This window comes from Klebsiella sp. X13, assembly GCF_003323835.1.
Lineage (GTDB): Bacteria > Pseudomonadota > Gammaproteobacteria > Enterobacterales > Enterobacteriaceae > Klebsiella > Klebsiella ornithinolytica.
Map to the genome: position 1 here is coordinate 2,660,360 of NZ_CP030874.1, position 26,158 is coordinate 2,686,517.

The 26,158-nt window shown below is 54.2% G+C and carries 25 protein-coding genes; 17 read left to right on the plus strand and 8 right to left on the minus strand.

Features of this window, described 5'->3' with window-relative positions; translation table 11 throughout:
• Nucleotides 1-205: 205 nt before the first annotated feature.
• Nucleotides 206-487 (plus strand): VF530 family protein, encoded by a 282-nt coding sequence (locus DSD31_RS12715; RefSeq protein WP_004862116.1) that lies wholly within the window; start codon nucleotides 206-208, stop codon nucleotides 485-487.
• A gap of 17 nt (nucleotides 488-504) precedes the next feature.
• Here the strand turns inward: DSD31_RS12715 and DSD31_RS12720 are convergent, their stop codons facing one another.
• Entirely contained in the window at nucleotides 505-1,452 is a 948-nt protein-coding gene (locus DSD31_RS12720; protein WP_004862114.1) for an AraC family transcriptional regulator, read from the minus strand.
• Nucleotides 1,453-1,560: 108 nt separating this feature from the next.
• On the opposite strand from DSD31_RS12720, the gene DSD31_RS12725 reads away from it, so the two are divergent.
• On the plus strand, nucleotides 1,561-2,760 hold the full coding sequence (locus DSD31_RS12725) for an MFS transporter (RefSeq protein ID WP_004862113.1): 1,200 nt from the start codon (nucleotides 1,561-1,563) through the stop codon (nucleotides 2,758-2,760).
• Between the two features lie 12 nt (nucleotides 2,761-2,772).
• Here DSD31_RS12725 and DSD31_RS12730 read toward each other — a convergent pair whose 3' ends face one another.
• Nucleotides 2,773-3,252: a GNAT family N-acetyltransferase gene (locus tag DSD31_RS12730; RefSeq protein WP_004862110.1), complete on the minus strand. Its 480-nt coding sequence runs from the start codon at nucleotides 3,250-3,252 to the stop codon at nucleotides 2,773-2,775.
• A 317-nt stretch (nucleotides 3,253-3,569) separates the two neighbouring features.
• Here DSD31_RS12730 and oxlT point away from each other — a divergent pair, with 317 nt between their 5' ends.
• Nucleotides 3,570-4,844: an oxalate/formate MFS antiporter gene (gene oxlT, locus DSD31_RS12735; protein ID WP_050486211.1), complete on the plus strand. Its 1,275-nt coding sequence runs from the start codon at nucleotides 3,570-3,572 to the stop codon at nucleotides 4,842-4,844.
• Between the two features lie 71 nt (nucleotides 4,845-4,915).
• Here the strand turns inward: oxlT and pgtP are convergent, their stop codons facing one another.
• Entirely contained in the window at nucleotides 4,916-6,301 is a 1,386-nt protein-coding gene (gene pgtP / locus DSD31_RS12740; RefSeq protein ID WP_004862107.1) for a phosphoglycerate transporter PgtP, read from the minus strand.
• A 463-nt stretch (nucleotides 6,302-6,764) separates the two neighbouring features.
• Here pgtP and DSD31_RS12745 point away from each other — a divergent pair, with 463 nt between their 5' ends.
• The 5 genes from DSD31_RS12745 (at nucleotide 6,765) to DSD31_RS12765 (ending at nucleotide 13,634) form a co-directional block, all read left to right on the plus strand.
• The gene (locus DSD31_RS12745; protein WP_369974008.1) at nucleotides 6,765-8,021 is read left to right on the plus strand and encodes an ABC transporter substrate-binding protein; all 1,257 of its coding nucleotides are present in this window, start codon (nucleotides 6,765-6,767) and stop codon (nucleotides 8,019-8,021) included.
• A complete protein-coding gene (gene pgtB, locus DSD31_RS12750; RefSeq protein WP_004862103.1) occupies nucleotides 8,018-10,045 on the plus strand; it encodes a two-component system sensor histidine kinase PgtB in 2,028 nt (675 codons plus the stop codon). The genes DSD31_RS12745 and pgtB overlap by 4 nt, the downstream gene beginning before the upstream one ends.
• Nucleotides 10,011-11,255, plus strand: a complete 1,245-nt coding sequence (gene pgtA / locus DSD31_RS12755; RefSeq protein ID WP_004862101.1) for a two-component system response regulator PgtA — start codon at nucleotides 10,011-10,013, stop codon at nucleotides 11,253-11,255. Before pgtB ends, pgtA begins: the two co-directional genes overlap by 35 nt.
• Nucleotides 11,256-11,931: 676 nt before the next feature.
• A complete protein-coding gene (locus tag DSD31_RS12760) occupies nucleotides 11,932-12,732 on the plus strand; it encodes a hypothetical protein (RefSeq protein ID WP_004862099.1) in 801 nt (266 codons plus the stop codon).
• A gap of 86 nt (nucleotides 12,733-12,818) precedes the next feature.
• Nucleotides 12,819-13,634 carry a DNA/RNA non-specific endonuclease gene (locus DSD31_RS12765; RefSeq protein WP_004862097.1) on the plus strand — a complete coding sequence of 272 codons (816 nt, stop codon included), beginning with the start codon at nucleotides 12,819-12,821 and terminating at the stop codon, nucleotides 13,632-13,634.
• A gap of 112 nt (nucleotides 13,635-13,746) precedes the next feature.
• On the opposite strand, the gene DSD31_RS12770 is transcribed toward DSD31_RS12765, so the two are convergent.
• From DSD31_RS12770 to DSD31_RS12780, 3 genes are all read right to left on the minus strand, one after another.
• Nucleotides 13,747-14,295: a DUF924 family protein gene (locus tag DSD31_RS12770; protein ID WP_081351918.1), complete on the minus strand. Its 549-nt coding sequence runs from the start codon at nucleotides 14,293-14,295 to the stop codon at nucleotides 13,747-13,749.
• A gap of 39 nt (nucleotides 14,296-14,334) precedes the next feature.
• Nucleotides 14,335-14,943 carry a maltose acetyltransferase domain-containing protein gene (locus DSD31_RS12775; protein ID WP_004862093.1) on the minus strand — a complete coding sequence of 203 codons (609 nt, stop codon included), beginning with the start codon at nucleotides 14,941-14,943 and terminating at the stop codon, nucleotides 14,335-14,337.
• Nucleotides 14,944-15,142: 199 nt separating this feature from the next.
• Nucleotides 15,143-15,724 carry a nuclear transport factor 2 family protein gene (locus DSD31_RS12780; RefSeq protein ID WP_004862091.1) on the minus strand — a complete coding sequence of 194 codons (582 nt, stop codon included), beginning with the start codon at nucleotides 15,722-15,724 and terminating at the stop codon, nucleotides 15,143-15,145.
• Between the two features lie 108 nt (nucleotides 15,725-15,832).
• Between DSD31_RS12780 and DSD31_RS12785 the strand changes: the two genes are divergently transcribed.
• A complete protein-coding gene (locus tag DSD31_RS12785; RefSeq protein ID WP_044351616.1) occupies nucleotides 15,833-16,717 on the plus strand; it encodes a LysR substrate-binding domain-containing protein in 885 nt (294 codons plus the stop codon).
• Here the strand turns inward: DSD31_RS12785 and DSD31_RS12790 are convergent.
• Nucleotides 16,714-17,949, minus strand: a complete 1,236-nt coding sequence (locus DSD31_RS12790; RefSeq protein ID WP_099144428.1) for an MFS transporter — start codon at nucleotides 17,947-17,949, stop codon at nucleotides 16,714-16,716. The genes DSD31_RS12785 and DSD31_RS12790 overlap by 4 nt on opposite strands.
• A 142-nt stretch (nucleotides 17,950-18,091) precedes the next feature.
• Between DSD31_RS12790 and DSD31_RS12795 the strand changes: the two genes are divergently transcribed.
• Nucleotides 18,092-18,547: a winged helix-turn-helix transcriptional regulator gene (locus tag DSD31_RS12795; RefSeq protein WP_004862084.1), complete on the plus strand. Its 456-nt coding sequence runs from the start codon at nucleotides 18,092-18,094 to the stop codon at nucleotides 18,545-18,547.
• 109 nt (nucleotides 18,548-18,656) lie between these two features.
• A complete protein-coding gene (locus DSD31_RS12800; protein ID WP_227538649.1) occupies nucleotides 18,657-18,971 on the plus strand; it encodes a hypothetical protein in 315 nt (104 codons plus the stop codon).
• Between the two features lie 109 nt (nucleotides 18,972-19,080).
• Here the strand turns inward: DSD31_RS12800 and DSD31_RS12805 are convergent, their stop codons facing one another.
• Nucleotides 19,081-19,971 (minus strand): DMT family transporter, encoded by an 891-nt coding sequence (locus tag DSD31_RS12805; protein WP_044351621.1) that lies wholly within the window; start codon nucleotides 19,969-19,971, stop codon nucleotides 19,081-19,083.
• A 103-nt stretch (nucleotides 19,972-20,074) separates the two neighbouring features.
• Here DSD31_RS12805 and DSD31_RS12810 point away from each other — a divergent pair, with 103 nt between their 5' ends.
• The 6 genes from DSD31_RS12810 to DSD31_RS12835 all read left to right on the plus strand — a co-directional run bounded on the left by DSD31_RS12810 (nucleotide 20,075) and on the right by DSD31_RS12835 (nucleotide 26,067).
• Nucleotides 20,075-21,409, plus strand: a complete 1,335-nt coding sequence (locus tag DSD31_RS12810) for an aminotransferase-like domain-containing protein (RefSeq protein WP_015584321.1) — start codon at nucleotides 20,075-20,077, stop codon at nucleotides 21,407-21,409.
• 265 nt (nucleotides 21,410-21,674) lie between these two features.
• A complete protein-coding gene (locus DSD31_RS12815) occupies nucleotides 21,675-22,109 on the plus strand; it encodes a GNAT family N-acetyltransferase (protein WP_054828890.1) in 435 nt (144 codons plus the stop codon).
• A gap of 143 nt (nucleotides 22,110-22,252) precedes the next feature.
• Complete coding sequence (locus DSD31_RS12820) at nucleotides 22,253-22,603, plus strand: YcgJ family protein (protein WP_113991392.1); 351 nt, start codon at nucleotides 22,253-22,255, stop codon at nucleotides 22,601-22,603.
• A gap of 352 nt (nucleotides 22,604-22,955) precedes the next feature.
• Nucleotides 22,956-23,456, plus strand: a complete 501-nt coding sequence (locus DSD31_RS12825; protein ID WP_004862067.1) for a DUF1003 domain-containing protein — start codon at nucleotides 22,956-22,958, stop codon at nucleotides 23,454-23,456.
• 68 nt (nucleotides 23,457-23,524) lie between these two features.
• Nucleotides 23,525-25,354: a potassium transporter Kup gene (locus tag DSD31_RS12830; RefSeq protein WP_369974009.1), complete on the plus strand. Its 1,830-nt coding sequence runs from the start codon at nucleotides 23,525-23,527 to the stop codon at nucleotides 25,352-25,354.
• Nucleotides 25,355-25,518: 164 nt separating this feature from the next.
• Entirely contained in the window at nucleotides 25,519-26,067 is a 549-nt protein-coding gene (locus tag DSD31_RS12835; protein WP_004862054.1) for a hypothetical protein, read from the plus strand.
• The last annotated feature ends 91 nt before the right edge of the window (nucleotides 26,068-26,158 follow it).

Genomic DNA, 26,158 nt, shown 5'->3' on the forward strand with positions numbered 1-26,158 from the left:
TCCTCATTCTGTGGGGTGAACACAGCTTGCCTCAACGGAAAATAATCAACCAATAACCTTCTTTTCTAATTTATGACCGGGCGGGGTTCTGTGCTTTTGCGAATAATGGATAAAGGCGTCGCGAACCTGCTTTCTGCCTTGCGCAGGGGCGGTGTAGCCAGTATGGTGTGCGACATTTATCAGGTATTCAGGATTCAACATCGCAATGCAGCCTTCTAAAGATCCTCTTCATGGCATCACCCTTGAGGCTTTACTGAACGCCCTGGTGGCGAAGTATGGCTGGGCCGAGCTGGCAAAACGGATCAATATCAACTGTTTTAAGAGCGACCCGAGCATCAAATCGAGCCTCAAATTTTTACGTCGAACGCCGTGGGCGCGTAAAGAGGTTGAAGACCTTTATATCGACTCTCTCGGCGATTCAACCTCCACCGCGACGCCGCTGTCGGCGGAAAGCCCGTGGGCGAACTGGCAGAATAAAAAAGAGTAGGGCGTAAGCGCGAAGCGTTACAGCACCGTCTCGCCACGGAGCGCCCCTGGCGCTTTGCCGGTGATGCGCTTAAAGGCCCGACTGAAGGCGGCTAACGAACTGTATCCCAGGCGGAAGGCGACCTTTTCCAGCGTCTGACCTTCATCCGAAATATACTGCACGGCCAGACGCATCCGCAGTTCCGTGAGGTAACGCGCGGGTGTGGTACCGGTGGCGGCGAGGAAACGTTCCGCAAAAACGGAACGTGAGGTCCCGGCTTCGCGCGCAAGCTCTTCGACTTTCCAGTTGACGCCAGGCTGCTGATGCATCGCGTAGATAGCTCTGGCAAGTTTGGGATCGCGCAGGACCTGTACCCAGCCGTTTGCGTTACCGCAACCGCACGCCACCCAGCCGCGAACAATCAGCGCCGCCACCACATCGGCAAGTCGCGCCAGAATACCGGCATAGCCCGCCTGTCGAGTGAGGCTTTCGCGTTCCATGGCCGCCAGCATCGGCTGGATTTCCGGGCGGCTGGTCAGAAGGCTGCTGACCAGCATCACTTCGGGCATCGCTTTAACCAGAGGCTGCATGCCGCCCAGCTCAAAGTCCATACAAGCGCTGAAGATAATGGCGCTGCCGCTTTCCGCGTCGTCGCACGCGTTTTTGACACAGCTTACCGAGTCACAAACCGGTTCGCTGGGAAGTCTGGAGACGTTGACTACCGATGCCTGGTCATCAGAGAGCAGCACGTGGCCATCGCCGTTGGGAATAAACAGCGCATCGCCGCTTTGCAACATTAAGCGCTGACCGCTGACCATGCGCAGCAGTACCGGTCCCCGGCTGATAAAGTGAAACTGCGCTTTACCGGGTACAAAGCCGAACTCGACGCCGAAAGGACGGGAGGTTTCGATGCGCCGATAGTTGACGCCGGAAAGGCGCATGCCGCGCAGTAGTTCGCTGGTGAGATCGAGGGCTTGCTGAGTCATAACATCATTCCCGGACGAATTATCAATAATCACAGAGTATTTATCATAGATCGTCCTGACGGAACCTCCTAACCTTAACGAAATGTTAATTGTTCTGGAGAGATGTTTATGAGTTCCTGCATTGCAACTGAAGAGAGGCTGGCCACCGCCAGGCCCGCATGGCGCGCCGTGTATGCACTGGCATTGGGCGTTTTCGGCCTGATTGTTGCAGAGTTTCTTCCCGCCAGCCTGTTAACACCGATGGCAGCCAGCCTTGGGGTCAGCGAAGGGATGGCGGGGCAGGCGGTGACCGCGACGGCTCTGGTGGCGCTGGCGACCGGATTGCTGATCACCCCCGCCACTAAAAATATCGACCGCCGCTGGGTACTGATGTTCTTTTCTGTCCTGCAGATCGTCTCCAGCCTGATGGTGGCTTTCGCCACCTCGCTCGAGTTTCTGCTGCTGGGACGCCTGCTGCTGGGGATAGCGATCGGCGGATTCTGGTCGATGTCGACCGCCACGGCGATGCGTCTGGTGCCTGCCGCGTTCGTGCCGAAAGCGCTGGCGGTGATCTTCTCCGCCGTGTCGATAGCGACCGTGGTAGCGGCGCCGCTGGGCAGCTATCTGGGCGGCCTGATCGGCTGGCGCAGCGTCTTTATTCTCTGTACCGTCCCGAGCGTTCTGGCGCTGCTGTGGCAACTGTGGGTACTGCCCTCAATGCGCCCGGAAAGCGTCGGCAGCTTTGCTACGCTGTTTAAGGTTCTGCGTCGTCCCGGCATGGTTGGCGGGATGCTGGCCACCATTTTAATCTTCAGCGGACATTTTGCCTTTTTCACCTATCTGCGGCCGTTCCTGGAGACCGTCGCCCAGGCCAGCGTCGAAGGGGTCTCTCTGATTCTGCTGGGATTTGGGGTGGCGAACTTTATCGGGACCTCTATTGCCGGGCATCTGCTGAGCCGTAGCCTGCGTTTGACGCTGGCGCTGGTTCCTCTGGCCATGAGCGTGCTGGCGCTGATGATGGTGACCTTCGGCCACATCGCGCTTCTCGACGGACTGCTGGTCGCCATGTGGGGCTTTGCTTTCGGTCTGGTGCCGGTAGGCTGGTCAACCTGGCTGGCGACGACGGTACCGGATGAAGCGGAAAGCGCGGGCGGGCTGCTGGTTGCCTCTATTCAGCTGGCGATTGGCGCCGGCGCGGCCGGCGGCGGGGCGGTGTTTGACCTCAATGGCGCCAGCGGCGTCTTTACCGGCAGCGGTTTACTCCTGCTGACCGCCATGATTATTGTTTTTGCCGGCGTACGGGTGAAATCCCCGGCCAGCGAAGAGTAGATCCGCGCCGCGTCAACGATGCGCCTGCGGGCGCATTTTTTTCGCCTGCTGTTGCGGCCAGGCCGCTTTGCGTTCCAGCAGGTGATACGTTCCCTCGTCGCTTTTCCCTTCGCCAAGCGTGACAAAGCCGCTGGCGGCATAAAACGCCAGCGCCTTGTGATTGCGCGTCAGGCACTTCAGCCGATAGCCGTGTTCTTGCCAGCCGGGTAATGCCTGCAGCAGCATTTTGCCCACTCCGCATCCCTGACGGGCGGGAGCGACATGCAAATGGTGAATAAAGTGGTCTGGCATCCAGACGGCAATGAAACCGGCCAGCTCTCCCTGAGGATCATGCGCCAGCCAGATCGTTTCCCCTTCAGTCTGCTTTTCCAGATCGGTTAAGCGAAAATCGGTGACGTTCAGCCACGTAAACGTATGACACCGCGATAAAAGAAACAGCCGCTGTAATGCTGGCCAGTCATGACGGGTTGCCTGACGAACTGAAATAGTCAATCTCACTCCTTTCTCTTTTCCCTGCCTGAACCCGGAACATCCCCGGCGGCGACACAATTATAGCGAATCTCCCTTTTTAGCTGCACATCAGGCGAACAAAAACCGCCCTTCAGCGGTGCAGCGCAACGCCAGGCTGAACATACGGCGGCCGATGACTTCAAGAAGACATTGATAAATAACAAATAAATAACGTGGCATGGTTAATGCTTAGCACTGTAAGTATTGGGATGCGCAGGGGACGGGGCGGGGTTTCAAGGACCCATAACCGTCATGACCGTCATTGTTGATTTGTGGCTAACGGATTACTGGAGCTGATTATGACCGTTCTCAGAGAACCTTTGGTTGTCGCCGGATATGGCAAATGGACGCAACTCTCACTTGGCCTGATCTGTATGGCTGCAATATCCAGTCCGCAATATGTCTGGACGTTGCTGACCAGACCGTTGACCGAAAAGCTGGGCGTCGGGTTAGCGGAACTACAGGTTACCTTTTCGCTGCTGATTATCCTGCAGACGTTTTTCTCGCCGTTTCAGGGACGGCTGGTTGAGCGCTTTGGCCCTCGGCTGCTTATCTCTATCGGCACGGTCATGGCTGGGCTGAGCTGGGTTCTCTCGGCTCAGGTCAGCGGCCTGGCCGCGCTGTACCTCGTCTATGGCGGCCTCGGCGGGCTGGGGACCGGTATTGTCTATATCGGCGTCGTCGGTTTAATGGTGCGATGGTTTCCCCGCCATCGTGGATTTGCCGCTGGCGCCGTCGCGGCAGGGTATGGCATGGGGGCGATTATGACCACCTTTCCTGTCTCCGTTTCGTTGGGCCAGTACGGACTGGAACAGACCATGACGGTCTTTGGCATCCTCTTTGCCGCCGTGGGATTGCTGGCCAGTCAGGGGCTGAAGCTGCCGCCCGATAGCGGAGCGTTGCCCGCCAGTCGGAGCGTTGCGCAAAGTACCCGGCAATTCACTTCGCGTGAAATGCTGCGCCAACCGCTTTTCTGGCTGATGTTTGCCATGATGGCGATGATGTCGACCTCCGGACTGATGGTGACGTCGCAAATGGCCGTCTTTGCTGAGGATTTCGGTATCAGTAAGGCGGTGGTTTTCGGCATGGCCGCGCTGCCGCTGGCGCTGACTATCGACCGTTTTACCAATGGCCTGACGCGACCGCTGTTCGGATTTATCTCCGATCGCTATGGCCGCGAAAACACCATGTTTATCGCCTTTGCGCTGGAAGGGGTGGCGATGACCCTGTGGCTGGCCTGCCGGGACGATCCGATGCTGTTTGTGCTGTTGTCCGGGGTGGTGTTTTTCGGCTGGGGAGAGATCTTTTCACTGTTCCCCTCCACGTTGACCGACACGTTCGGCAGCGAATATGCGAGCTCTAACTACGGCTGGTTGTATATATCGCAAGGGATCGGATCGATTTTTGGCGGCCCGCTGGCGGCGCTGCTGTACCAGCATACTCAAGGGTGGGGAGTGGTATTCAGCTGTGCGATAGGGCTTGATTTTATTACTGCCGCGCTGGCGATTGCGCTGCTGAAACCCTGGCGCGCACGGTTTATCCGTCAACACAGTGACGCTGCCGCGCTTCGCTAAAGGTTCTCAGGTCTCCACCCCGGCGCCAGCCTGTGGCCGCCGGGGCTATTCTTTATCTCATACTGACGAATTTACGCCTGTGCCAGCGACAGCTCATGCGCGCTGGCCGCCTCCTGACGCTTACGTTCCAGCTCCAGCGCGCCACGGTGTGACAGGTAGCAAAACAGGATGCAGCACACCACGCCGCCCATCAGCAGATAGAAACCGCCGTGCCAGCCCAGCTTATCTACCATCACGCCGAACAGACTGGTCCCCAGCGACGCGCCGAAGATGTAGCTCATAAAACCGCGCAGACCGACGGCAGAACCGACCGCAAAGCTCGGCACAATCTCCATGGTCTGTACCGAGGCCAGAAATTGCGGGACGTAAATCAGGCAACCGACGATGGCGGCAAACACCGTGACCATAAACAGCGAATCACTTTTCCAGTAGCCAATCAGGCAGAAGAAGATCAGCGTCATGCAGATCATCGCCAGCGGCATGCGGCGACCTTTAAACAACTTATCCGACAGCCAGCCGGCCAGCAGCGTCGACGGAATAGCCGCCCATTCGAAAAACAGAAAGGCGACGCTCATCTCTTCTTTCGAGAAGTGCTTCACCGACAGAAGATAGATAGGCAGCCAGCTGATCATCCCGAAGCGCACCATATAGACGAACACGTCGACCATCGACACGTACCAGGCGTTCTTGTTTTTCAGCACGTAGGTACAAAAGATCTGCCATGCGCTCATGTTTTCCGGCGCTTTTTCCACTTTGCCGGTATTGAGCAGCACTTTCTCTTCCGGGAGCATTTCGTCGAGCGCCGGTAGCCCTTCGCTGCGCGGGGAGCCTTTCCCCAGAATCAACACCACAACGGCAAACAGCACCGCAACCGCGGCGGGAACGATATAGCTGGCGGTCTGCCAGTGTTCGGTACCGAGTAGCGCAAAAGCGGTTCCGACGATGGGGGCGACAATACCGCCGCCAACGTTATGCGAAATGTTCCAGAATGCGCCGACCCGGCCGCGTTCGCGGCGTGGAAACCAGTTGGCGATGGTGATAAACGAGGGGCCAACGCCCATGCCCTGAAACAGCCCGTTGATCACTACCAGCGCCACGAAAATCCAGAACGCGCTGCTGAAGCCCAGCCCGACGTTCACCGCCGCGCACATCACCAGTCCGCAGGCCATAAAGACTTTCGGGCTGGCCTTATCCGCCAGGCTGCTCATCACGCCTTTGCTGATACCGTAGGCGATCAACATGCAGCTGCTGAGCATGCCAATTTGAGTGGCGCTCAGGTCAAGCTGCTCTTTGAGGTAGGGGGTCGACAACGTGAAGTTGTTACGCACGATGTAGTAGGCGAGATAGCCGAGAAAGACGCTCAGTAGCGCCTGCATACGATAGCGTTTATAGGTGGGGACAATCTGTTGTGCAGGAATCGTGGCCGAGGCGACCTTGGGTTTTAATAATGAAAGCATAACCGTACCTGTATTTTATTGGCGGTGGTGAATATCGGGATAATTCAATTAAGCGGTTGTCAGTACGCTATCGATTGTGGTGAAAACAAAGCGACAATACAATCCAGGCTATTTGAGTCAAAAGTGACTCAAATATAAATCCAAACGTTCTTTTTTTGACCCAAATATATTTTTCTGGCATCACTCATTTTGTGAAATACTCATGCGGGCCGGAGGCATATGGTGCAACGGCGCAAAGGGCCTGCATTCTTGTTAGTTTGACCTTGTTAACAGTATGATTTTAATAGCGGTGCTAGGCTGTTTATTATTCTGCGAGATTAAGCTGAGTGTGGATATTTTCCCGGCTTTAAGCAAAGCGCCGGGCAATGAACTTTTTTGTCACAAACCTCAGCGAGATATTATTTATTCAGGTTCTTGTTTTATGAAAACGATCACAAAACCATTTCAGCGGGAAGGGTATTTCATGACGAAGTGGTCAAATAAACGACAGCGCGGATGGGGTATTGCGCTCTTTCTCAGTTTGCTGATGGTCTTTAGCGCTGAGGCCAAAAAGAATGAACTGGTGATTGCCACCACGTTCTCACCTGATGCGACCGCCTATATCATCAGCCGCTGGCAGACTCAGCCGCAATCGGTGATCATCCGTACCCTGAATCGCACCAGCGCCTCACTGGAACAACTGCTGGACGGCGCCGGAGGCGAGAATATCGATCTGGTGCTGACTTCCTCACCCATGCTGCTGCAGCACCTGCAGGAACATCAGCGGCTGGCTGCCTACCCGGACGCGCCGGCCCAGTCGCAGCAGCGGGTACCGGCTTCGATCCGCGGTACCGCGGTCGCGGTGGCCATCTCCGGTTTTGGTTTGCTCATTAACCAGCGTAATCTCAGCGAGCGCCATCTGCCGCTGCCCGGCAGCTGGGACGATCTGATGCAGGCGCGCTACCAGGGCACCTTATTAATGAGTAGCCCCTCGCGTTCGGATACTAACCATCTGATGGTGGAATCGCTGCTGCAACAGGAGGGCTGGAACCACGGTTGGGAGATTATTTTGAGCATGGCGGGAAACCTGATCACCATCTCCAGCCGCAGTTTTGGCGTGGCGGATAAAATCAAAAGCGGCTTAGGTTCGGTCGGCCCGGTGATTGATAACTACGCCAATCTGTTGCTCGACGATCCCAACCTGACGTTTCACTATTTTCCGCACTCGGCGGCATCACCTACCTATGTTGCGATGATTCGTCATAACCCGTACCCGGCGGATGCCCGGCGCTTTATTCAGTTTTTGCTGAGTCCGGAAGGCCAGCAGGCGCTCTCGGATACCAACACCGGAAAATACTCGATTATCCCCGACCCGGGAAATACGCCGCGCGCGCGGCGGCAGCGCCAGCTATTGAGCGAACCCTCGCTCAATTATCAGTTGATCCTGCAACGTCAGCGTCTGGTGCAAAAGTTGTTTGATACCGCGATCAGCTTTCGTCTGTCGCAGCTGAAGGATGCCTGGCGGGCGTTGCACAATGCTGAAGCCCGGCTTAAGACGCCGCTACCGGAGGTCCGTGCGTTGCTGACCGCCATGCCGGTCAGCGAGCAGCAGAGTCGCGATGAGGATTATCTCCGACAGCTGGATAATAAAGATCGGGCCGAACAGCTCATGATGGAGTGGCAGCTCTTTTTCCAGGAACAACAGCGGCAGGCGATCGTCAAGCTGGAGAACCTGAAATGAGGTTGCCCGGCTTTATCAGAAATCTGACTATCAGCGCCAGTCTGCGCGGCGCGTTCCTGACCGGCGCGCTGCTGACCCTCGTCGTCAGCGGTGTCAGCCTCTATTCCTGGCACGAACAGAGCTCGCAAATTCGCTATGCGCTCAACGACTATTTCCCGCGGATTCAGACCTCGTTCCTGATTGAAAATAGCCTGAATACGCTGGTCGATCAGCTTAATGAGTTTTTACTGGCGGCCAATACCACGTCGCGCCTGCAATTACGTAACCAGATCCTGCAACATCTGGATGACATCGACAGGTTAAGCCAGCGCCTTGATAGGCCGGAACGCCAGCAAATTGAGCTGACGCTTCGCGACAGCCGGCAGCTGCTCGCCAGGCTCGATCGCTCGCTCTACAACATGTTTATCGCACGGGAAAAGGTCAATGAAATCACCGCGCGTATTAACTGGCTGCATGATGACTTCACCTCGGAGATGAACTCCCTGGTGCAGGACTTCAGCTGGCAGCAGGGCGCCTTGTTGGATCAGATGGAGGAGAAGCAGGGCCATGCCGTTCACCGTCTGCAGGCCAATCTGCGGGCGGTACAGGGAGAACAGCAGCAGGTCTACACCCTGGCGCGCATTGAGAACCAGATTATTAGCGACCTGCGCGACAGACTCAGCGAGGTGCAGTCCAGCACGGAGGGCGACGGCAACGTGGAAGGGCATATTCGCTACCTGACCTACCTTAAAAACACCGCCGATGACAATATGCATCTGCTGGAAGGCTATCCCAGCACGATCACCCTGCGGCAAACCATCGATGAGCTGCTCGACACCGGCATCGCGGAAAACAAAATGCCGGCCGCGATTCGGGAATACATTGAAGCGCAAAAGGCGCTGGCGCAGGTGACGCAAGCCAAAGAGAGCACGCTGGCGCGTTTTCGCGCCCAGCTGGAGTCCCAGCTCAGCGACAGCCACGGTAAAATGCGCGCGTTCAATCAGCGCCTGGAACATACCATGTGGTTCAGCGGCAGTCTGATTCTGATTGCCACGCTGCTGGCGCTGGCGCTGGCATATTTGCTCAACCACTATTTTATCCGCTCGCGGCTGGTTAAACGCTTTAGCCAGCTGAATCAGGCGGTGGTGCGTATCGGACTGGGCGATGTTAACGCCGCTATTCCGGTGTATGGCGAAGATGAACTGGGGCGCATCGGGAAACTGCTGCGCCATACCCTGGGACAGCTTAATCAACAACGCCAGCTGCTGGAACAGGAGATCGCTGAGCGCAAGAGGATCGATATCCATCTGCGTACGACCCAGGATGAGCTGGTTCAGGCAGCCAAGCTGGCGGTTGTCGGGCAGACGATGACAACGCTGGCGCATGAAATCAATCAGCCGCTCAACGCCCTGTCGATGTATCTCTACAGCGCCCGTACCGCCATTAAGCATGAACAGATGGCCAGCGCCAGCCAGACCCTGGTCAGGGCGGAAGGGCTGATTGGCCGAATTGACGCCATTATCCGCAACCTGCGGCAGTTCTCTCGTCGTGCGGAGGCGGATACGCCCGCCCGCGCCGTCAGTCTGCGCCAGGCATTCGTTGCTGCCTGGGAGCTGCTGGCGTTGCGCCATAAACCGCTGTGCGGCGTACTGAACCTGCCGCCTGATGAACCACGGGTACTCGGTGACGAGGTGCGCATCCAGCAGGTACTGGTAAATGTGCTCACCAATGCGCTGGATGCCGCCCAGACGGCGCCCTGCATTAGCGTGGCGTGGGAGCGCACGGCTGAAGGCTGGACGGTGATGATCGCGGATAATGGCGGCGGCTGGCCACTGGCGTTGGCGGGGTCGCTCCTCAAGCCATTTGTCACCAGCAAGCAGCTGGGGCTGGGTATCGGCCTGTCGATCAGCGAATCGTTAATGATACAGATGGAAGGGCATCTACGGCTGGCGTCGACGCTGGATCGTCATGCCTGTGTTGTTTTGCAATTTTTAGCTACGGAAATAAGTCATGCTGACCGATCACCACAACATATTGCTGATTGACGATGATAGCGATGTCCTCGATGCCTATACCCAGCTGCTCACCCAGGCCGGGCATCGGGTTTACGCCTGCGGCGATCCGCGAAGCGTACAGGATCTGGTCAGCGAGGCGTGGCCCGGCATTGTGCTCAGCGATGTGTGTATGCCGCACTGTTCCGGTATCGATTTACTGAAGATACTGCTTAAACACGATCCGCATTTGCCGGTGATATTAATTACCGGCCACGGCGATGTCCCGATGGCGGTTGAGGCGGTAAAGCAAGGCGCCTGGGATTTTCTGCAAAAACCGGTTAATCCCGGACAGCTGTTAGAGCTGGTCGATAAAGCGCTGGCCCAGCGTCAGTCGCAGGTGATGCGGCGACAGTGGCAAAAAGAGCAGCTGGAAGACAACCTGATTGGTCGCAGCGAGTGGGTGATTCAGATGCGACAAACGCTTCAGCAGCTGGCCGAAACGGATGTCGCGGTCTATTTTCATGGCGAACGGGGAACGGGGCGAACGCTGGCGGCATGCTACCTGCATCGCCTCAGCACGCGCGGCGATCGGCCGATAATTTTCGGCGATATCCTGCAAGGCCAGGAGACACCGCTGCAGGCGTGGTGTGAGCAGGCGCAGGGCGGCACATTGGTTCTGCGTAATATCGAATTTCTGAGCCAGGCGCAGCAGCTGGTACTGGCCCATCAGCAAGCGCAGGATGAACCGCCGTGTCGACTGGTTGCCACGGGGCTTCAGCCGTTGATTACCCTGGTGGGCAACAACCTGGTTGTTCCCGATCTCTATTACTGTTTTGCCATGACCCAGCAGTTTTGCCCGCCGCTGGCACAGCGTCTCGACGATATCGAGCCCCTGTTTCTGCACTACCTACAGCAGGCCTGCTTACGGCTGAATCATCCGGTACCTGAACTGCCGACGGCGCTGGCTAAAAAGCTGGTCAATCGCCACTGGCCGAACAACGTGCGCGAACTGGCAAATGCCGCCAGGCTGTTTGCCGTCGGGGTGATGCCGCTGGCCGAGATCCCCAATCCGCTGCTGCATCAGGTAGAACCGATGCAACTAGACCAGCGGGTTGAGGATTATGAACGGCAGATCATTATTGAGGCCCTGAACATCCATCAGGGCCGGATCAACGATGTCTCAGAGTATTTGCAGATCCCGCGTAAAAAGCTCTACCTGCGAATGAAGAAATTTGGCTTAGACAAGCACCACTATCGCTAAGCCGGCGGGGCGGTGTTTGAGCTCAATGGCGCTTTACCGCTAGCGGGTTACTGCTGCTCGAGCGCCATGATTAGGGTCTTTGCCGGTGTCCGGGTGACACCAACGGTCAGGGAAGAATCAATCTGCAAAGCGTTAGCGGTGCGCCTGTGGGCGCATTTTTTTGTTCCCCGCACTCAAGCTGACGGTGGCCGGCACGTGTCATTTTTTTCATCTGAAAATTTGGTTTTCTGTCGTTTCGTTTAAATAAAGAATTTTATCCTTAAAAATAAAATTACACAGTTTTAATGATCGAATAAACACATATTTTAAGATATCCATCCGCATCTGTGCAAATGTCTATTGTCCACTCCATACATTATTTTCATAATAATCATCGCGTTGTTTTTCGCTCATTAAAGCAACCTCGACATATAATTTTGAAGATTGCATGGAATATTTGATGGATAAAATTCGGACAGAATGTAAGCTAGTAAAACATCAAATTTGCAGCCCGCCAGATATTCTGGCGCAATCATCATTGCAACCAGCAATGCACGTTTTCGTTTCTCTTTTACACTGCCAGTTTGATGTTAAATCATCGTCTTTTAATAGGTAATCAACCACAAGGCAATCACTTGCTTTGCTCTTCGCAATGGTACAGTGATTGCATCTGTTTAATATTGTTCGGAGATAAACTATGAGTTCGGAAGATATTAAAGACAGAACACAGACCTGGTTTAACTACATTACCAGCCCGGTAAATCATGATCATATATTCTTGTTTAACTCACAAGATATACTCGTTATGAACCCTGCGATAGCCGCTGCGACGCAGGATTATATTGATGGTAATATTCACGCAAGTAAACTTGTTAATGCAACATCGTCAGCCCCGCAAACAATGTTTGATGGCCTGCAAACCATTGTAAACCTCTGTCGCGTGCAATCAGGTTATAACGCGCTGGATCCTGATGGTACCGGGAATAAAGTCTATTTCACCAGGTTTACTCAGAACGTGGCCAACGTTCCGTGTCTGAGTTTACTAAGCGCAGAGACAAAAAATATTAAACAACAAAGTCATAACGCAGATGAGCTCATCAACTCATTTGTCGATGCTTTTGATGGTCTTACACAAAGCGACCAGTCTAAGATTAAATCCTCCGTAACCTCGTTAGCAAAAGCAGCGCTAAGCTATGCAAACCAGGATCAGAAATCATCAAACTTTACGCAAAACATTTTGCAAACTGGCGACGACCAGGTGATTTTCACGCTATATGCCAGCACATTTGAGATTTCGTCGACCCAAAGCAAAGGCGTGATCTCCTTTAAGTCTGAATACTCATTGCAACAGGCGTTATATAGTCTCTCCCGTGCGAGCTGGGAACGGGTTAAAGATCTGTTTGCGGAACAAGAAAAAACCACCATGGAACAGTGGTTGAATGATATGAAAACGCCGGCTAAAAGTGGTAGCACAGTAAAAGCCCTGTGTCTGGAATGACGTTTTTTTAAATAAAGCGCTGCAATAAATTGCAGCGCTTTCGTTTAATATTGGCGTGGTCAAGCGTAATGCTATGAGGTGTTAAGATGCGTATTTACTATAGATATTTATGCTTGTGGTTTGTGTTCTTATTATTTTCTTGTACTACCAGTTATCAACCCTCGACTCAATTTCCTGTAACAACAGATAATTGTGAAGTTGGATGCCCAAGCGGTGGCAGTGATCAAACATTAGTTCGCGATAGTTATACCCTGAATAATAATAGCAATACTAAGTTTGCTAATTGGGTGGCATATAAAATGACAAAATCCAGTCAGGCGAGCGGCCGTCCGAGAGACTGGAAGCGGGATCCCGCATTACCACCTGCTGATACATTATCCCCGGATGCTTATCAAAATGCTAATACGCTCCTTGGGGTAGACCGCGGACACCAGGCACCGTTGGCTGGGTTAGGAGGCGCGTCAGACTGGCCATCACTCAATTATCTGTCGAATATTACTCCACAAAAGGCGGACCTCAATCAGGGAGCCTGGGTTAGGTTAGAAGATAAAGAACGAGAACTGGCCAACAGAAGTGATGTTACGGCTGTTTATTCAGTCACCGGACCACTTTTCGAACGACATATCGCCACTTTACCGGCGGACCCTTCGGTTGAAATTCCAAGTGCCTACTGGAAGATCATTTTTATTGGCGTCAGTCCTGATAAAGGACAATACGCAGCGTTTCTGATGGATCAGTCAACGCCTAAAACAGCTAATTTTTGCGATTACCAGGTCACCGTAGACTTGATTGAGAGTAAAACAAACCCAAAACTCTCGATTTGGTCCTCGCTGCCTGCGAAGGTCTCGGCTCATATCAAAGCAACGAAAGGGACTTTAGCCAGCGAGATGGGTTGCCTGTAAAAAACGATAATCTGGCTTGTTAAACTCAGGCCGCAGAATGGCCGTGATAGGGATACAGTGGGGTAAGTGTTCATACAACGCCAGCGCCGTGAATGCGTGTCGTCCGGGCGGGTTATCGTTGTTGATTAAGCCAGCGGCGCTCTTCCGGCGTGGATCTCCTGCCGAGCGCCTGATTGCGATACGGGTAGCGGCCAAACTGGTCAATCACCCGCTTGTGCTCTGTTTCTGCTCTGAGTGAGCGTGTGCTCGCGTAGCGTTGATAGAGCCTGAGCGCAGCAGCATGAATTATCGGCGATTCCGAATGCATAAATGGCAGCAGGGCAAAATCGCGTCTTTCAACAGGAAGTTGGTCAAAGTCAGGTTGTTTGACCAATTCCTGTGCCAGGGCCAGCGCCATACCGTCGGCAGCGAATGAAAGCGGGCTGTTGCGAAACAGATTGCGCGAAAACTGATCGAGCACGATGATTTCCGCCAGCCGACCGGAGCTGCTCTCCCGCCACTCGGCCAGCTCACCGCGCAAGGCTGCCTGATGAACATCAGAAAAGCGGTGACGAATCTGCTCATCAAAACCCGCGTCCGATCGAAACCAGTGCTCAGGCGGGGTTTGATGAAACCAGAATTGCAGAATTTCCCGGGCATCACTCATCGTATTAAGCGACATTTTCGCTCCTGTTATCAATCCTCGACGATTGCCAGTGGTTTACTCCGCATCCATCACCGGCAAACCTGCCAGCGCGTTCCGGCGATCCTGTTCGCCGATCGGCCTGAGCACCCGGCAGGGAACGCCGGCGGCCACCACGTTGGCGGGAATATCTTTTGTTACCACGCTTCCGGCGCCTATCACGCTGTTACGGCCAATGGTCACGCCAGGGTTAATGATGGCGCCGCTGCCGATCCAGACATTGTCTTCCAGGGTGACGGTCTGTGAAAACTGCTGACCGGTAATGCGAACCGCGGGGTCAATCGGGTGTCCGGTCGTCGAGATGGTGACGTTAGGGGCAATCATGACATTATTGCCGATAATCACTTTGCCATCATCGACAACCACCAGATTAAAATTTGCGTAGAAGTTATCGCCGATACTAATTTGACTGCCGTAGGCCACGTGCAGCGGCGGTTCAATCCAGACGTTATTCCCGACGCGGCCCATCATCTGGCGGATCAACGCCACGCGTTTCTCGGGTTCTGCGGGGGACGTATGATTAAATTCATACGCCAGCATCTTACCCCGAAGCCGCTCTTCCGGCATCCCCTCATCCATATCGGTGTACAGGTAGCCACTGGCGAGGCGTTCCCTTTGCGTCATCATCTTGAGATCCTTTGCATTGTTGAAGTAGGGGGCTTACGTCATCTGGTTTGCGTGCCATCCCGCCTCCGCTTAAGCCTGAGGCGAATGGCGGGCTGCAGCCAGGGTGATAAGCCGAGAAATCAATGAGGTTATAAAAATACTTTTTTATACATATCACGGATTTGTGCTAAAAATCGAACCTGGATTGTTGATTGTGTGCTTAGGCCAACAGCCAGCTTTTCGCATCGGCTTTCATCTTCGCTTCCAGTTCGCTGCCGCGGGTAGCAAAAATCCGTCCCAGCGGAAAACCACTCTGTTGCAGAAGATAGGCCAAAGCCGCGTATTCGCGGGGGTAAGCCAGCGCTACCGACGGGTCAATTTCAACCGGACCGAGCGGGAAGGTAAAGGTACCCATATCGTAAATGCTCTGCCGGTGAAACAATTTCCACACGCCGTCTCTTTTTTCTGCCAGATCGTAGAACCGGTTATGGCATTCACAGCCCAGATTGAGTTTGACGTTTTCAGCGATGATCATGGCGTTGGTCTCAAGAATAGCCTTGTTCCCGCTGGCATTGAAGGTGATCACGGGTGTGCCGATGAGGTGTTTGGTGCGTAGGTCAGATGCGCCCATCCGCATGGAACCGTCGACAAAATCGCTCGCCAGCCCTTCAAACCACGTAATTTCGATCGTGCCATCAGGATGAAACAGCTGACGTAGCGCGGCCCATTCACCGAGGTCGCGATGCATCCAGCCATTCACCAGATCGTTGAGTTGTTGGCGGTCTTGTTGGCGATTGTTCATAGCTTCAGCTCCTGTTAGTTGACGGCCTTCAGTTTGCGGAACGGCAAGGTTAAACTCAAATAGATAGATCTGACTGAATAATCATTTTAAATGATGAATGGGGGGTGTATGGAGTTACGTCATTTGCGCTATTTTCTGGCCGTGGCGGAGGAAGGGCACTTCGGACGCGCGGCCGAACGGCTGAATATTGTTCAACCCGCACTCAGCATGCAGATCAAAGCGCTGGAAGCGGAATTGGGCGGGGCGCTGTTTATTCGCACCAGCCGCCGCGTTGAGCTCACCGATGCCGGGAAACTGCTGCAAGCAGAGGCCCAGCGGACGTTAGACCAGGTCGAGCATACCCGTCTGGCCGTGGCGCGCTCTCTTCGCGGCGAAACGGGGCGTGTAAGGGTCGGATTTGCCGGCAATGCAATCTTCAGCGGTAAAATGATGAGCGATCTGCGTCAGTTCAGAAAACGCTACCCGGATGCGGAGGTGACGATTGAGGAGATCGGCCCGCAGCAGCAGGTGGCGGCGATTCTTGCCGGGCAGATAGATGTTGGCTACACACCCGATAATAGTACCACCCATTCACCCGGCATCACGGTATATCAGGCGGGGCGCTGGAAGATGATGGTCGCGCTGGCAGACGATCATCCGCTGGCCGCTCACGCCTGTTTGACGGTGGAGATGCTCGCCGGAGAGCCTCTGGTTCTGCATGATACTCACGATAATCATGAACAGCTTTACCTTGTGCTGGGGCAAATGCTGGGCAGCCAGTTCCATGTTGCCCATCGTTCTGGCAGTACTCTGAGCGTGCTGGCGATTGCCGCGGCGGGCCTCGGGCTGGCGCTAATTCCGGCGCCGCTGCAGCAGGTTAACATCCCGGGCCTGGTCTATCGTAACCTTAACGCACCGGAAGTGGCGGCGAATCTGGTGATTATCGGCCGTGCAACCGAACCGGGTCGCACCGTCGCCGCCTATCTCGCCCTGGCCACCCTGTCGCACACCTAGCGGACAGGCGATCTTTTCTGTAACCCCAGCCAGAAAAACAGCGCCGCCGCGCTGATGCCCGCACCGGCCAGACAGACCGCATTCCAGCCCCAGTGCGCATAACATTGTGTCGCCACCACGGCCCCCAGCGCGCTGCCGACAGAGTAAAAGCACATATATGCCCCGACCAGGCGACTTTGTGCGTCGGGCCGTGCGGCAAAGATCAGACTCTGGTTAGTGACATGAACCGCCTGTACGGCGAAATCGAGAATGATGACCCCGATGACCAGCAGCGGCAGGGAGGTTTCAGCCCTGGCGATCGGGGCCCAGGCAAAGAGCAGTAATGCCAAAGAGACGCCGGTGACGCGCTGCGCTGCCCCGCGATCGGCCCAGTGTCCGGCCTTTGACGCGGCCAGGGCGCCAGCGATGCCCGCCAGGCCAAATAAGCCGATCTGCGTATGGGAAAGTCCCTGAGCGCTGAGCGGTAAGACCAGGGCGGTCCACAAAACGCTGAAGGCGGCGAAAATCAACAGAGCAAAGACGCCTCTGACCCGTAGCGTCGGTTCCGTCATCAGCAGGTGGAAAACCGATGTCATCAGCGCCAGATAGCTTCCAGCCATGGGCGTTTTTCTGGCGGCCGGCATCGCCTGAGCAAGCACTGCGGCCAGCAACAGCATCAGGCTGGCTGCGCTGAGATATACCGCGCGCCATCCGGCAAGATCGGCAATCACCCCTGAAGTTAAGCGGGCGAGGAGAATCCCCAGCACCACGCCGCTGGTGACCATCCCTACCGCTTTACCGCGCCCGGCAGGGGCGGCCAGCGCGGCGGTACAGGCCACCACGATCTGCACAACGACCGCCATCATCCCGACAAGCGCCATGGCGCCGAGGAACATAAACCAGCGTTGTGACAGCCCGGCGACCGTCAGCGCGGTCGCCAGTAGCAACAGCTGGGTAATAACCAGATATTTGCGATTCACAAGATCGCCGAGCGGCACAATAAACAGCAGACCGACCGCATAACCGATCTGCGTCAGGGTCACCACCAACCCGACCGTCGCGGACTGTACGCTGAGGCTTGTTGCCATTGATTCAAGCAAAGGCTGGGCAAAATAGACATTGGCGACGGCCAGCGCCGCCGTCAGTGAAAACAGGCAGGTGAGCCAGGGCGTTAACCGCTGTTCTTCCCGATTCGACTCTGCTACGCAGTACGTTAACGCCGTCTCTTCTTTCAGGCCTGGCTTCGTCTTCATGGTGTTTTTCCGTATCAATTGCGGTTTCTTTTTAAAACCAGATTACTCATAATTAGACGTAGAAGTTTTTTTTTGCAACTAGTTTTGTTTGCGTTTATTCTGGCGACTGAACAATTCGCCCAGTGAAAGAAGGAGAGCCCGTATGGCGAAGCAGCAATCACTCACCGACGGTGAATGTCCTGTCGCCAGGACTCTGGAGGCAATCGGCGAACGCTGGTGCATGATGATCATTCGTGAGGCCTTTGACGATGTCCGACGCTTCAGTGAATTCCAAAAGAATCTCGGCCTGGCAAAAAACATTCTCGCCTCACGCCTGAAACAGTTGGTTAATCTGGGTGTGTTCGAGATCTGCCCGGCCTCAGACGGGAGCGCTTATAAAGAGTACGTGCTGACCGAGCGCGGTCGCGCCGCATTTCCTATCGTGGTGGCCATGCGGCAGTGGGGTGAGCGCTATATGTTTGAACGCGGAGAGGTGCATTCGGTACTGCTGGATAAGGCATCGAACCAGGTGGTTATGCCGCTGGAGGTGCGTTCTGCTGAAGGCAAAACGCTGGCGCCGCAGGATTGCCATCGTCGGCGAGTGGTGAAAGGCGAGTAGCGCGGAAAGTCCGGCGCCGTCGGTAAGCTATACTCATTCCACTTTCCCGGCGCTGGCAACAAGCGCGCAGAACCGGGCGATGTTCATCCCGCGAAATGAGGTCAGCTTTATGAATACTGAAATTAAGGGGGGAATTGATATTGCGATGAAGGTTCCCCCGCACCAGTATCAACAGACGCTGGATTTCTACCGACAAACGCTCAGGCTTCCGGAGATTACGGACAAAGCGCCTGCCACCGGCTTCATCCTTGGCCCAAACCGACTGTGGATCGATGAAGCGCCGGGCCTCAGTCAGGCGGAAGTCTGGCTGGAGCTGTTCACCCCCGATTTTCACGCCGCGGAAAAGCATATCGAACAGCACGGCGTCGTGCGCTGCGATGCGGTTGAGCCCTTGCCGGAAGGGTTTAAGGGGGATGGATCATGAACCCCTGCAATATTGTCCATATGCTGCGGGAACCAGAAGCCTGGTGATTTCTCTTTGCCGATTGGTTTCCGACTGGCCACCGGCGATTATTTATCATCCCGGCCGCAGGTTACCTGGCAAATTTTCGCGAGCCGATCACGCATAAGATCACGCCCAGGGTGATCAGGATCATCAGCGGGCTGACAACTTCATGCAGGAGCGTAGCCGATAGCGTCAGCCCAAGGAATGGCTGTAACAGCTGTAGCTGGCCGACGGCGGCAATCCCACCGGCCGCCAGCCCTTTGTACCAGAATATAAAGCCGATCAGCATGCTGAAGAGTGAAACATAACCCAGCGCCAGCCAGGCGGAAGCAGAGATCTGGCTAAAAGAGGCCGGCAGGGTCAGAATGGATGCTGTCAGCATAAAGGGCAGGGAAATAATCAGCGCCCAGCTGATAACCTGCCAGCCGCCCAACACGCGAGTCAGTTTTGCCCCTTCAGCGTATCCCAGACCGCAGACCATCACCGCGGCCAGCATCAGCAGATCCCCGGTCAGCGAAACGGCGGCGTTCTGGGATAACGCAAATCCCATGACCAGCAGACTCCCCATCCCAGAGAAGAGCCAGAAAATGGGTGTTGGTCGTTCGCCGCCTCGAATCACACCGAAAATCGCCGTGGCCAGCGGCAGCAGCCCTAAAAAGACGATGGAATGCGCCGACGTCACGTGCTGCAGCGCCATTGCGGTCAGTAAAGGAAAACCGACGACCACGCCGAGCGATACCACAAGCAGCGGTAAAAGTTGGTCCGCACGCGGGCGTTTTTCCCGGTAGCCAAAAATGAGTATCATCGCCAACGCCCCGGCAATCGTTGCCCGCAGGAAGGTCAGGAAAAACGGGTCTATATCGACCACGGCGACCCGCGTGGCGGGTAAAGACCCGCTGAATATCACAACGCCGAGCAAACCATTTAGCCAGCCGGAAGCTGAACCCGGTGCCGTTTTATATGCTGTAGAATTTACCACTATGACCTCACGTTGCGGGAACACTCATTATCTTGAGCATCTGGTGAGCCGATGGTAATCTCACGCATCTGATACAATCAAATTATTGTCATGGATACATTGGATGAAAGCCCGCTATAAAGCCATCGTCGATCGGTTTGCGGCGTCGATTCGCCGCGGTGATATCGCGTCAGGGACGCGTTTGCCGACTCATCGGGATCTTTCGGCAAAGGAGCATATTTCTCTGGCAACGGCGACGCGGGTCTATGCAGAGCTGGAAGCGATGGGGCTGGTCAGCGGTGAGACCGGGCGGGGAACGTTCGTCAGAGAGATTGCGCTGCCGCCTGGTCACGGCGTCGATCAGCACGCGGTGGCCAGCGATGTCCTTGATTTGAACTTTAACTATCCGACATTACCTGGGCAGGGCGATGCGCTACGTGATGCTCTGCGACGGGTGGCCGCCGCCGGTGATATTGAATCACATTTACGCTATCAGCCTCATGCCGGCCGGCTTAGCGAACGCGAGATCATCGCCGGACATCTTGCCGGGCACCGCTTTCAGCCATCAGCGGAGAATGTGATTATCGTCAACGGCGCCCAGCATGGACTGGCTGTCGCGGTGATGGGTCTGCTCAGACCAGGCGATGTGGTGGCCGTTGACGCGCTGACCTATCCCGGCTTTAAAGCCCTGGCCGCGCTCTACCATCTCGAACTTATCGCCATACCTTCGCTGTCCGATGGTCCGGACTTCGCCGCCTTGAAGCAACTTTGCCAGAAACGAGATGTGCGCGCCGTGTATACCATGCCCACGTTACATAACCCGCTGGGCTGGGTGCTGAGCCAACGACAACGTAAAATATTGGCCGACATTGCCCGCACTCATGACCTTGTGATCATTGAAGATGCCGCGTATGCCTATCTGGCTCATCGTCCTCCTCCGCCGGTCGCTGTTTTTGCCCCGGAACGTACTCTCTACATCAACGGATTTTCCAAAAATGTGGCCACCGGACTGAGAGTCGGCGTGGTTATCTGTCCTGACGCTTACCGAGGAGCCCTGCAGAGAGCGGTCCGCGCAACGAGCTGGAACACGCCATCAATTATGACGACCCTGGTATGCAACTGGATACAGGATGGGAGCGTCGCCCGTTTTGAAATGCTGAAGCGACGGGACGCGCGCCAGCGGCAATCCGTGTTGAGAGAAGCGCTCGGGGATATTGCTTATATCGCCCATCCGGGCTCCTATTTTGCCTGGCTTCCTCTGCCGGATGAGACCAGGGCCGACCGGGTGGTCAAAGATCTGCTGGATAAAAATATTGCCGTTTCAGCGGCTGAACCATTCTGTACCTCACAAACGGTGCCTCAGGCTATCCGGATGGCGCTTGGTTCGGTGAATATCACCCATTTACGAGCGGCGCTGCTTCAGGTCCGCGAGGCTATCGAATCGGAACAATATCGTTAGCATGGAAAAGCGCAGGGAAGGGAGATCCGGATAGGGTATCGGCGGCAGGAGAAGGGGGATGTGTGATAAATATGGTGAACCTGCTTATTTAAATCGCCATGTTACGTAGATTTTCCGCGGCTTAGAGCTGAGTCTTATTACTCTCGCCACAAGCGTTCATCCTGTCCTGAGCGGGCGCATGAAGGAATATTGAGCGCACATATAAATTTCAGCCGTTCCCTGCTATAAACGATCGCTAATATCTGCGGTTTTAAAGGATGCCACAATGATGATGCTGCAAGGTAAAGAGGGGCTTAACTCGGTTGACTGGCGGGCAATGGCAGAACTTATCGCGGCTTCCGGGCTGGGGCAACGCGATATATCGTTGCTTGAACAGGCCTTTCGCCACAGTACGTTCTGCTGGTTTGGTTTCCACAACGGCCAGCTGGTTGCGGTAGCCAGAGCGATAAGCGATCTCACCTGGTGTAGCTATCTGGCCGATGTGGCCGTAGATCCGCGTTATCAAGGGCTGGGCTATGGCCGTCAGTTAATGCAGACAATATGTGATGTGCTGTTACCCTACGGGAAAATTTTTATTTATTCGGTGCCGGATAAAACCGGATTTTATCAGCGTCACGGATTTGAATTACTGACGACGGGTATGGTCTGCCTGAGTGATGAAGCTGTAATAAGAATGCGTGAGCAGGGTTATATCAGATAAGCCGCCAGTTTGCCGACTTGCAGAATTATCTGATGTAGACAGCGACAATATATTCAAATAGTCTGACATTGCTTAGCGTGAGCAATGCGCATTATCCGAAACACACATAAAATATTTAACGGGATTATTCAGTGCATATCAACATGAAACCATGCCTATTGTCATTGCTGCTGGCGACGGCAGCCATTCCCGTCTGGGCGAAACAACCTGTTTCCCTTTACTCGCCGGAAGCACACGTCCTGTGCGATAAGTATATCTGCGCCACGGCGACAGACGGCGTTTCTCAGGCCATGACTGCGAAATATCTGGGCAAAGAAGCGGCGAAACGACTGAGTTCACAGGGGCAGTTTGACCCGACTTCGTTTACCTTTGCCGGCGGCACATTCTGCGATATTAAGGAAAAGCTGTGCCGTGAAGACCGATATTATGGCGCGGATGGTAAACACAGCGGTGCGATTTCGACAAAATATACCCGGCTGCTGTTCGGGAAGTAAGACTTCCCGCTCACCCTTGGTGAAGGGCAGGGAATTCACGGGATGTACTCGCTGCAGCCCTGTGCTCCCTGTTCTGAACCCGCTGTATCATCTGCAAAGCGGGTCCCGAACCGTTGTTGTCACCCCTGGATCGCCGCCACGTACTTCCATCCGATCTGGTCTTAGGGCCAATGAGGCGCCGCTTGCCCAGAGCGTGTTCCATCCCGATCGCCTGACGGCGCGCTGTTCTCCTGAAAATACCGACGTCCTTTCATAAGGATGGCCAGGCCGATCCCGGTACCTTTAGCTATATTCTTAATACAGAACAAACGCTTTTCTCTTTCAGGAATGCAGCTTCTCTTATAGGTGTCCTATGAATAAGAAGGATATTTTCCGCTTTCATCGACCCTTATCCCGCTACTCGCATACGTTTGGTGATGAATGGTTTGCCCTGAAAGCTGAAGCATTCGCACGTTTTTTTGGTACACCAACGTTTTTGGTGGCACAGACGGTCATTGTCGTTGTCTGGATCCTTATCAATATTATCGGATGGACCCGGTTTGACCCTTATCCCTTTATTTTGCTTAATCTGGCCTTCAGTTTACAGGCGGCCTACGCGGCGCCGCTGATCCTGCTGGCACAAACCCGACAGGCTGAGCGCGACGGGGCGCACGCGTTAGCCGATGCACAGCACCGTGAAGAGCTGGCGGAAGATATAAGCCAAAGGCAGGGGCTCGCACAGCGGCAATCAGAACAGTTGATGATTTTATTGCAGCAAAATACCGAATTAACGGACCTGACGCGGCAAATGGCTGAGCGCATTGAGAAATTAACGCTGCAGCTCGCCCAACATCAGAACCTGAATATTCAATAAAACGGCCAGAGGGACGGGGAATTATGGCTAATAATAACTCAGCAAGCCACAGGACATCAGGAAAGCTCATGCTGGCAGGGGGAGCGCTGGGAGTGGTTTTTGGTGATATTGGCACCAGCCCACTGTATACGCTAAAAACGATACTGCTGTTATCCGGCGATAGTCCCACTCCCGATGTCATTCTGGGTTTATTATCACTTATCATTTGGACACTTATTCTGGTTACTTCCGTTAAATATGCCATCTTCGCCATGCGTATGGATAATAATGGCGAGGGCGGAATCATGGCCCTGATGTCATTGCTGGTACATAAAGGTAAAGATAGTAAGTGGGTGACATTTTCTGCGTTGACTGGTGCGGCGCTGATATACGGAGATGGCGCAATTACGCCCGCTATTTCCGTGCTTTCAGCCCTTGAAGGGCTGAATATTATCTTTCCTGACGCACACTCTTTTATATTACCTGCCACGGTAGTGATCCTGGTTACTTTATTCGCTATTCAACCATTCGGCACCGCCAAAATAGGTAAAATTTTTGGTCCGGTGATGACATTGTGGTTTCTGGCGATTGCTGCGCTGGGGATATCGGGTATCGTCCAGCATCCGGCAGTGCTGCTGGCGATGAATCCGGCCTACGGTGTCTCCTTTTTACTCTCAAATGGGTTCAGCAGCTTCCTGGTATTAGGCGGTGTGTTTCTGTGTGTCACCGGAGCCGAAGCCCTTTATGCGGATATGGGCCATTTCGGTAGAAAACCAATCTGGATGGCCTGGTTTGGCCTGGCGTTTCCGGCGTTATTACTCAACTATGCGGGCCAGTCAGCGATAATTCTTTCAGGTGCGGACATTTCACAGAATATCTTCTTCCGTCTTTGCCCACCGTTCCTGCAAATTCCACTGGTTATTCTGGCCACCCTGGCCACTATCATTGCCAGTCAGGCCATTATTACCGGGGCGTTTTCAATGACCCGACAGGCGATTCAGCTTGGCTGGTTTCCGCGCTTGCATATCAAACAAACCACCGCGGAGAGCTACGGGCAAATCTATATCGGCACGATTAACTGGCTGCTGATGATCGTTACCGTCGGTCTCGCGATTGCATTCAAATCATCAGAGAACCTCGCCGCAGCCTATGGGATCGCAGTGTCGTTGACGATGCTGATGACCTCCGGGCTGCTGTTCATGGCTATGCGGCAAATCTGGGGCTGGAATCTGCTTGCCAGTACGCTGGTTGCCATCAGTTTTCTGCTGATCGACAGCAGTTTTCTGATTGCCAATCTGGTCAAAGTCATGGAGGGCGGTTATATCCCGCTTATGCTGGCAGCCGTGGTTTGCGGCGTTATGATTATCTGGAACCGCGGCGTGAAGGCCACGTCACGCGCGATTAATGAGAAAGTGATGGATGTTGACGAGTTCTTCAAGAAAATCAACCGGCTGAAGATTCCTCGCGTACCGGGTACTGCGGTGTTTTTAACCCGTAGTCAGAATGGCGTGCCGCCGGTTATGCGCTGGCACGTCGCGCGTAACCGCGCTCTGCAACAGCAGGTCATCTCATTGACCATTGAAGTACAGAACATCCCTTATGTGGATGCGGGGAAGCGACTGGTGCTTACCGAGCGGGCACCGGGTTATCTGCAGGGCGTTGCGCATTATGGCTTTATGGAGCAACCGCATATTCCGCAGCTTCTTCATAGCGTCCCTGGACTGGCGGTTCCGTTTGTTCCAGAAGAGATCACCTGGTATCTGGGACACGAGACGATCATCGCGCTCGAGGGGCATGGCATGGTCGCGTGGCAGCGTAACTGTTTTGCGTTTATGGTGAGAAACAGCACCCACATTACCAATTACTATCGTTTGCCGGGCGATCAGGTGGTGGAAATTGGTCGGCGGGTAGCAATTTAGCGCGGTGGTAGAGAAATGGCGTTCATCCGGCGGCGGTCTTATCGGCTTCGGAGCCAGCGTTGGCGCTAAATTAGCATATTGTCAAAGATTAGTAGAATTGTTTAATCAGCGGTTCATTAGAAAATCAGTCATCATTTTCAGTACGTTAGTCAAGGTGAGGGTGTATGGATAATGCGCGATATAAACCGGATGGCCGTAAACGATATACCACATGGTTGTGGTGCGGAATTTTGTATTTGGTTACATGGTATTGTTCGGCGGATGAAATAAACCTGTACTCAATCAATACGGGCTCATATGTTTATCATTTAACCCATAACCACGGGCAGTATACTGAGAATTTTGAAAATAACTTCATATCCGTGGAGCGAAAATTCTCTGATGATTCAAAATATAGTTTTGTGCTCGGCACAATGAAAAACAGCTTTGATGACAGATGCCTGGCTGCCGGCGTAAGAAGGGATTGGGTAGGGTGGGATAATGGCTGGGTTTTCAAGGGAATATATGGCTATGTCGGTGAGTTTTTCTTTGATGCTTTCAGTGATTGCGGCGATCATGGCTCATACCATGATTTTAAGAAAGCGACAGGAATCGGTTTTTCTCCCTATATCTATCATGGGTTCCAGTATAATTTTACATCTTATTTTGGGATGGATGTTGGCATTATCATACCGTCAGTATTTGTCATTACGGCACAGTGGAGCTTTAGATAAAATAGTCGTGAGAAAGCGTATATTTCGAAAATGACATAAGCGTTCGTTTTAGAGAAGGAGAAGCCTGTCATCAAAATGTCTAAGAGGGCCG

Bases quoted from the DNA above. Each gene is read 5' to 3' on its own strand.
- DSD31_RS12770 (WP_081351918.1), bottom strand. From the start codon at position 14,295: ATGTCGCTTAATACGATGAGTGATGCCCGGGAAATTCTGCAATTCTGG.
- DSD31_RS12810 (WP_015584321.1), top strand. From the start codon at position 20,075: ATGAAAGCCCGCTATAAAGCCATCGTCGATCGGTTTGCGGCGTCGATT.
- DSD31_RS12725 (WP_004862113.1), top strand. From the start codon at position 1,561: ATGAGTTCCTGCATTGCAACTGAAGAGAGGCTGGCCACCGCCAGGCCC.
- pgtP (WP_004862107.1), bottom strand. From the start codon at position 6,301: ATGCTTTCATTATTAAAACCCAAGGTCGCCTCGGCCACGATTCCTGCA.
- DSD31_RS12785 (WP_044351616.1), top strand. From the start codon at position 15,833: ATGGAGTTACGTCATTTGCGCTATTTTCTGGCCGTGGCGGAGGAAGGG.
- DSD31_RS12825 (WP_004862067.1), top strand. From the start codon at position 22,956: ATGAATAAGAAGGATATTTTCCGCTTTCATCGACCCTTATCCCGCTAC.
- DSD31_RS12760 (WP_004862099.1), top strand. From the start codon at position 11,932: ATGAGTTCGGAAGATATTAAAGACAGAACACAGACCTGGTTTAACTAC.
- DSD31_RS12830 (WP_369974009.1), top strand. From the start codon at position 23,525: ATGCTGGCAGGGGGAGCGCTGGGAGTGGTTTTTGGTGATATTGGCACC.
- pgtB (WP_004862103.1), top strand. From the start codon at position 8,018: ATGAGGTTGCCCGGCTTTATCAGAAATCTGACTATCAGCGCCAGTCTG.
- DSD31_RS12795 (WP_004862084.1), top strand. From the start codon at position 18,092: ATGGCGAAGCAGCAATCACTCACCGACGGTGAATGTCCTGTCGCCAGG.
- DSD31_RS12835 (WP_004862054.1), top strand. From the start codon at position 25,519: ATGGATAATGCGCGATATAAACCGGATGGCCGTAAACGATATACCACA.
- DSD31_RS12720 (WP_004862114.1), bottom strand. From the start codon at position 1,452: ATGACTCAGCAAGCCCTCGATCTCACCAGCGAACTACTGCGCGGCATG.
- DSD31_RS12800 (WP_227538649.1), top strand. From the start codon at position 18,657: ATGAATACTGAAATTAAGGGGGGAATTGATATTGCGATGAAGGTTCCC.
- oxlT (WP_050486211.1), top strand. From the start codon at position 3,570: ATGACCGTTCTCAGAGAACCTTTGGTTGTCGCCGGATATGGCAAATGG.
- DSD31_RS12790 (WP_099144428.1), bottom strand. From the start codon at position 17,949: ATGAAGACGAAGCCAGGCCTGAAAGAAGAGACGGCGTTAACGTACTGC.
- DSD31_RS12765 (WP_004862097.1), top strand. From the start codon at position 12,819: ATGCGTATTTACTATAGATATTTATGCTTGTGGTTTGTGTTCTTATTA.
- DSD31_RS12745 (WP_369974008.1), top strand. From the start codon at position 6,765: ATGACGAAGTGGTCAAATAAACGACAGCGCGGATGGGGTATTGCGCTC.
- DSD31_RS12715 (WP_004862116.1), top strand. From the start codon at position 206: ATGCAGCCTTCTAAAGATCCTCTTCATGGCATCACCCTTGAGGCTTTA.
- pgtA (WP_004862101.1), top strand. From the start codon at position 10,011: ATGCTGACCGATCACCACAACATATTGCTGATTGACGATGATAGCGAT.
- DSD31_RS12775 (WP_004862093.1), bottom strand. From the start codon at position 14,943: ATGATGACGCAAAGGGAACGCCTCGCCAGTGGCTACCTGTACACCGAT.
- DSD31_RS12820 (WP_113991392.1), top strand. From the start codon at position 22,253: ATGAAACCATGCCTATTGTCATTGCTGCTGGCGACGGCAGCCATTCCC.
- DSD31_RS12815 (WP_054828890.1), top strand. From the start codon at position 21,675: ATGATGATGCTGCAAGGTAAAGAGGGGCTTAACTCGGTTGACTGGCGG.
- DSD31_RS12780 (WP_004862091.1), bottom strand. From the start codon at position 15,724: ATGAACAATCGCCAACAAGACCGCCAACAACTCAACGATCTGGTGAAT.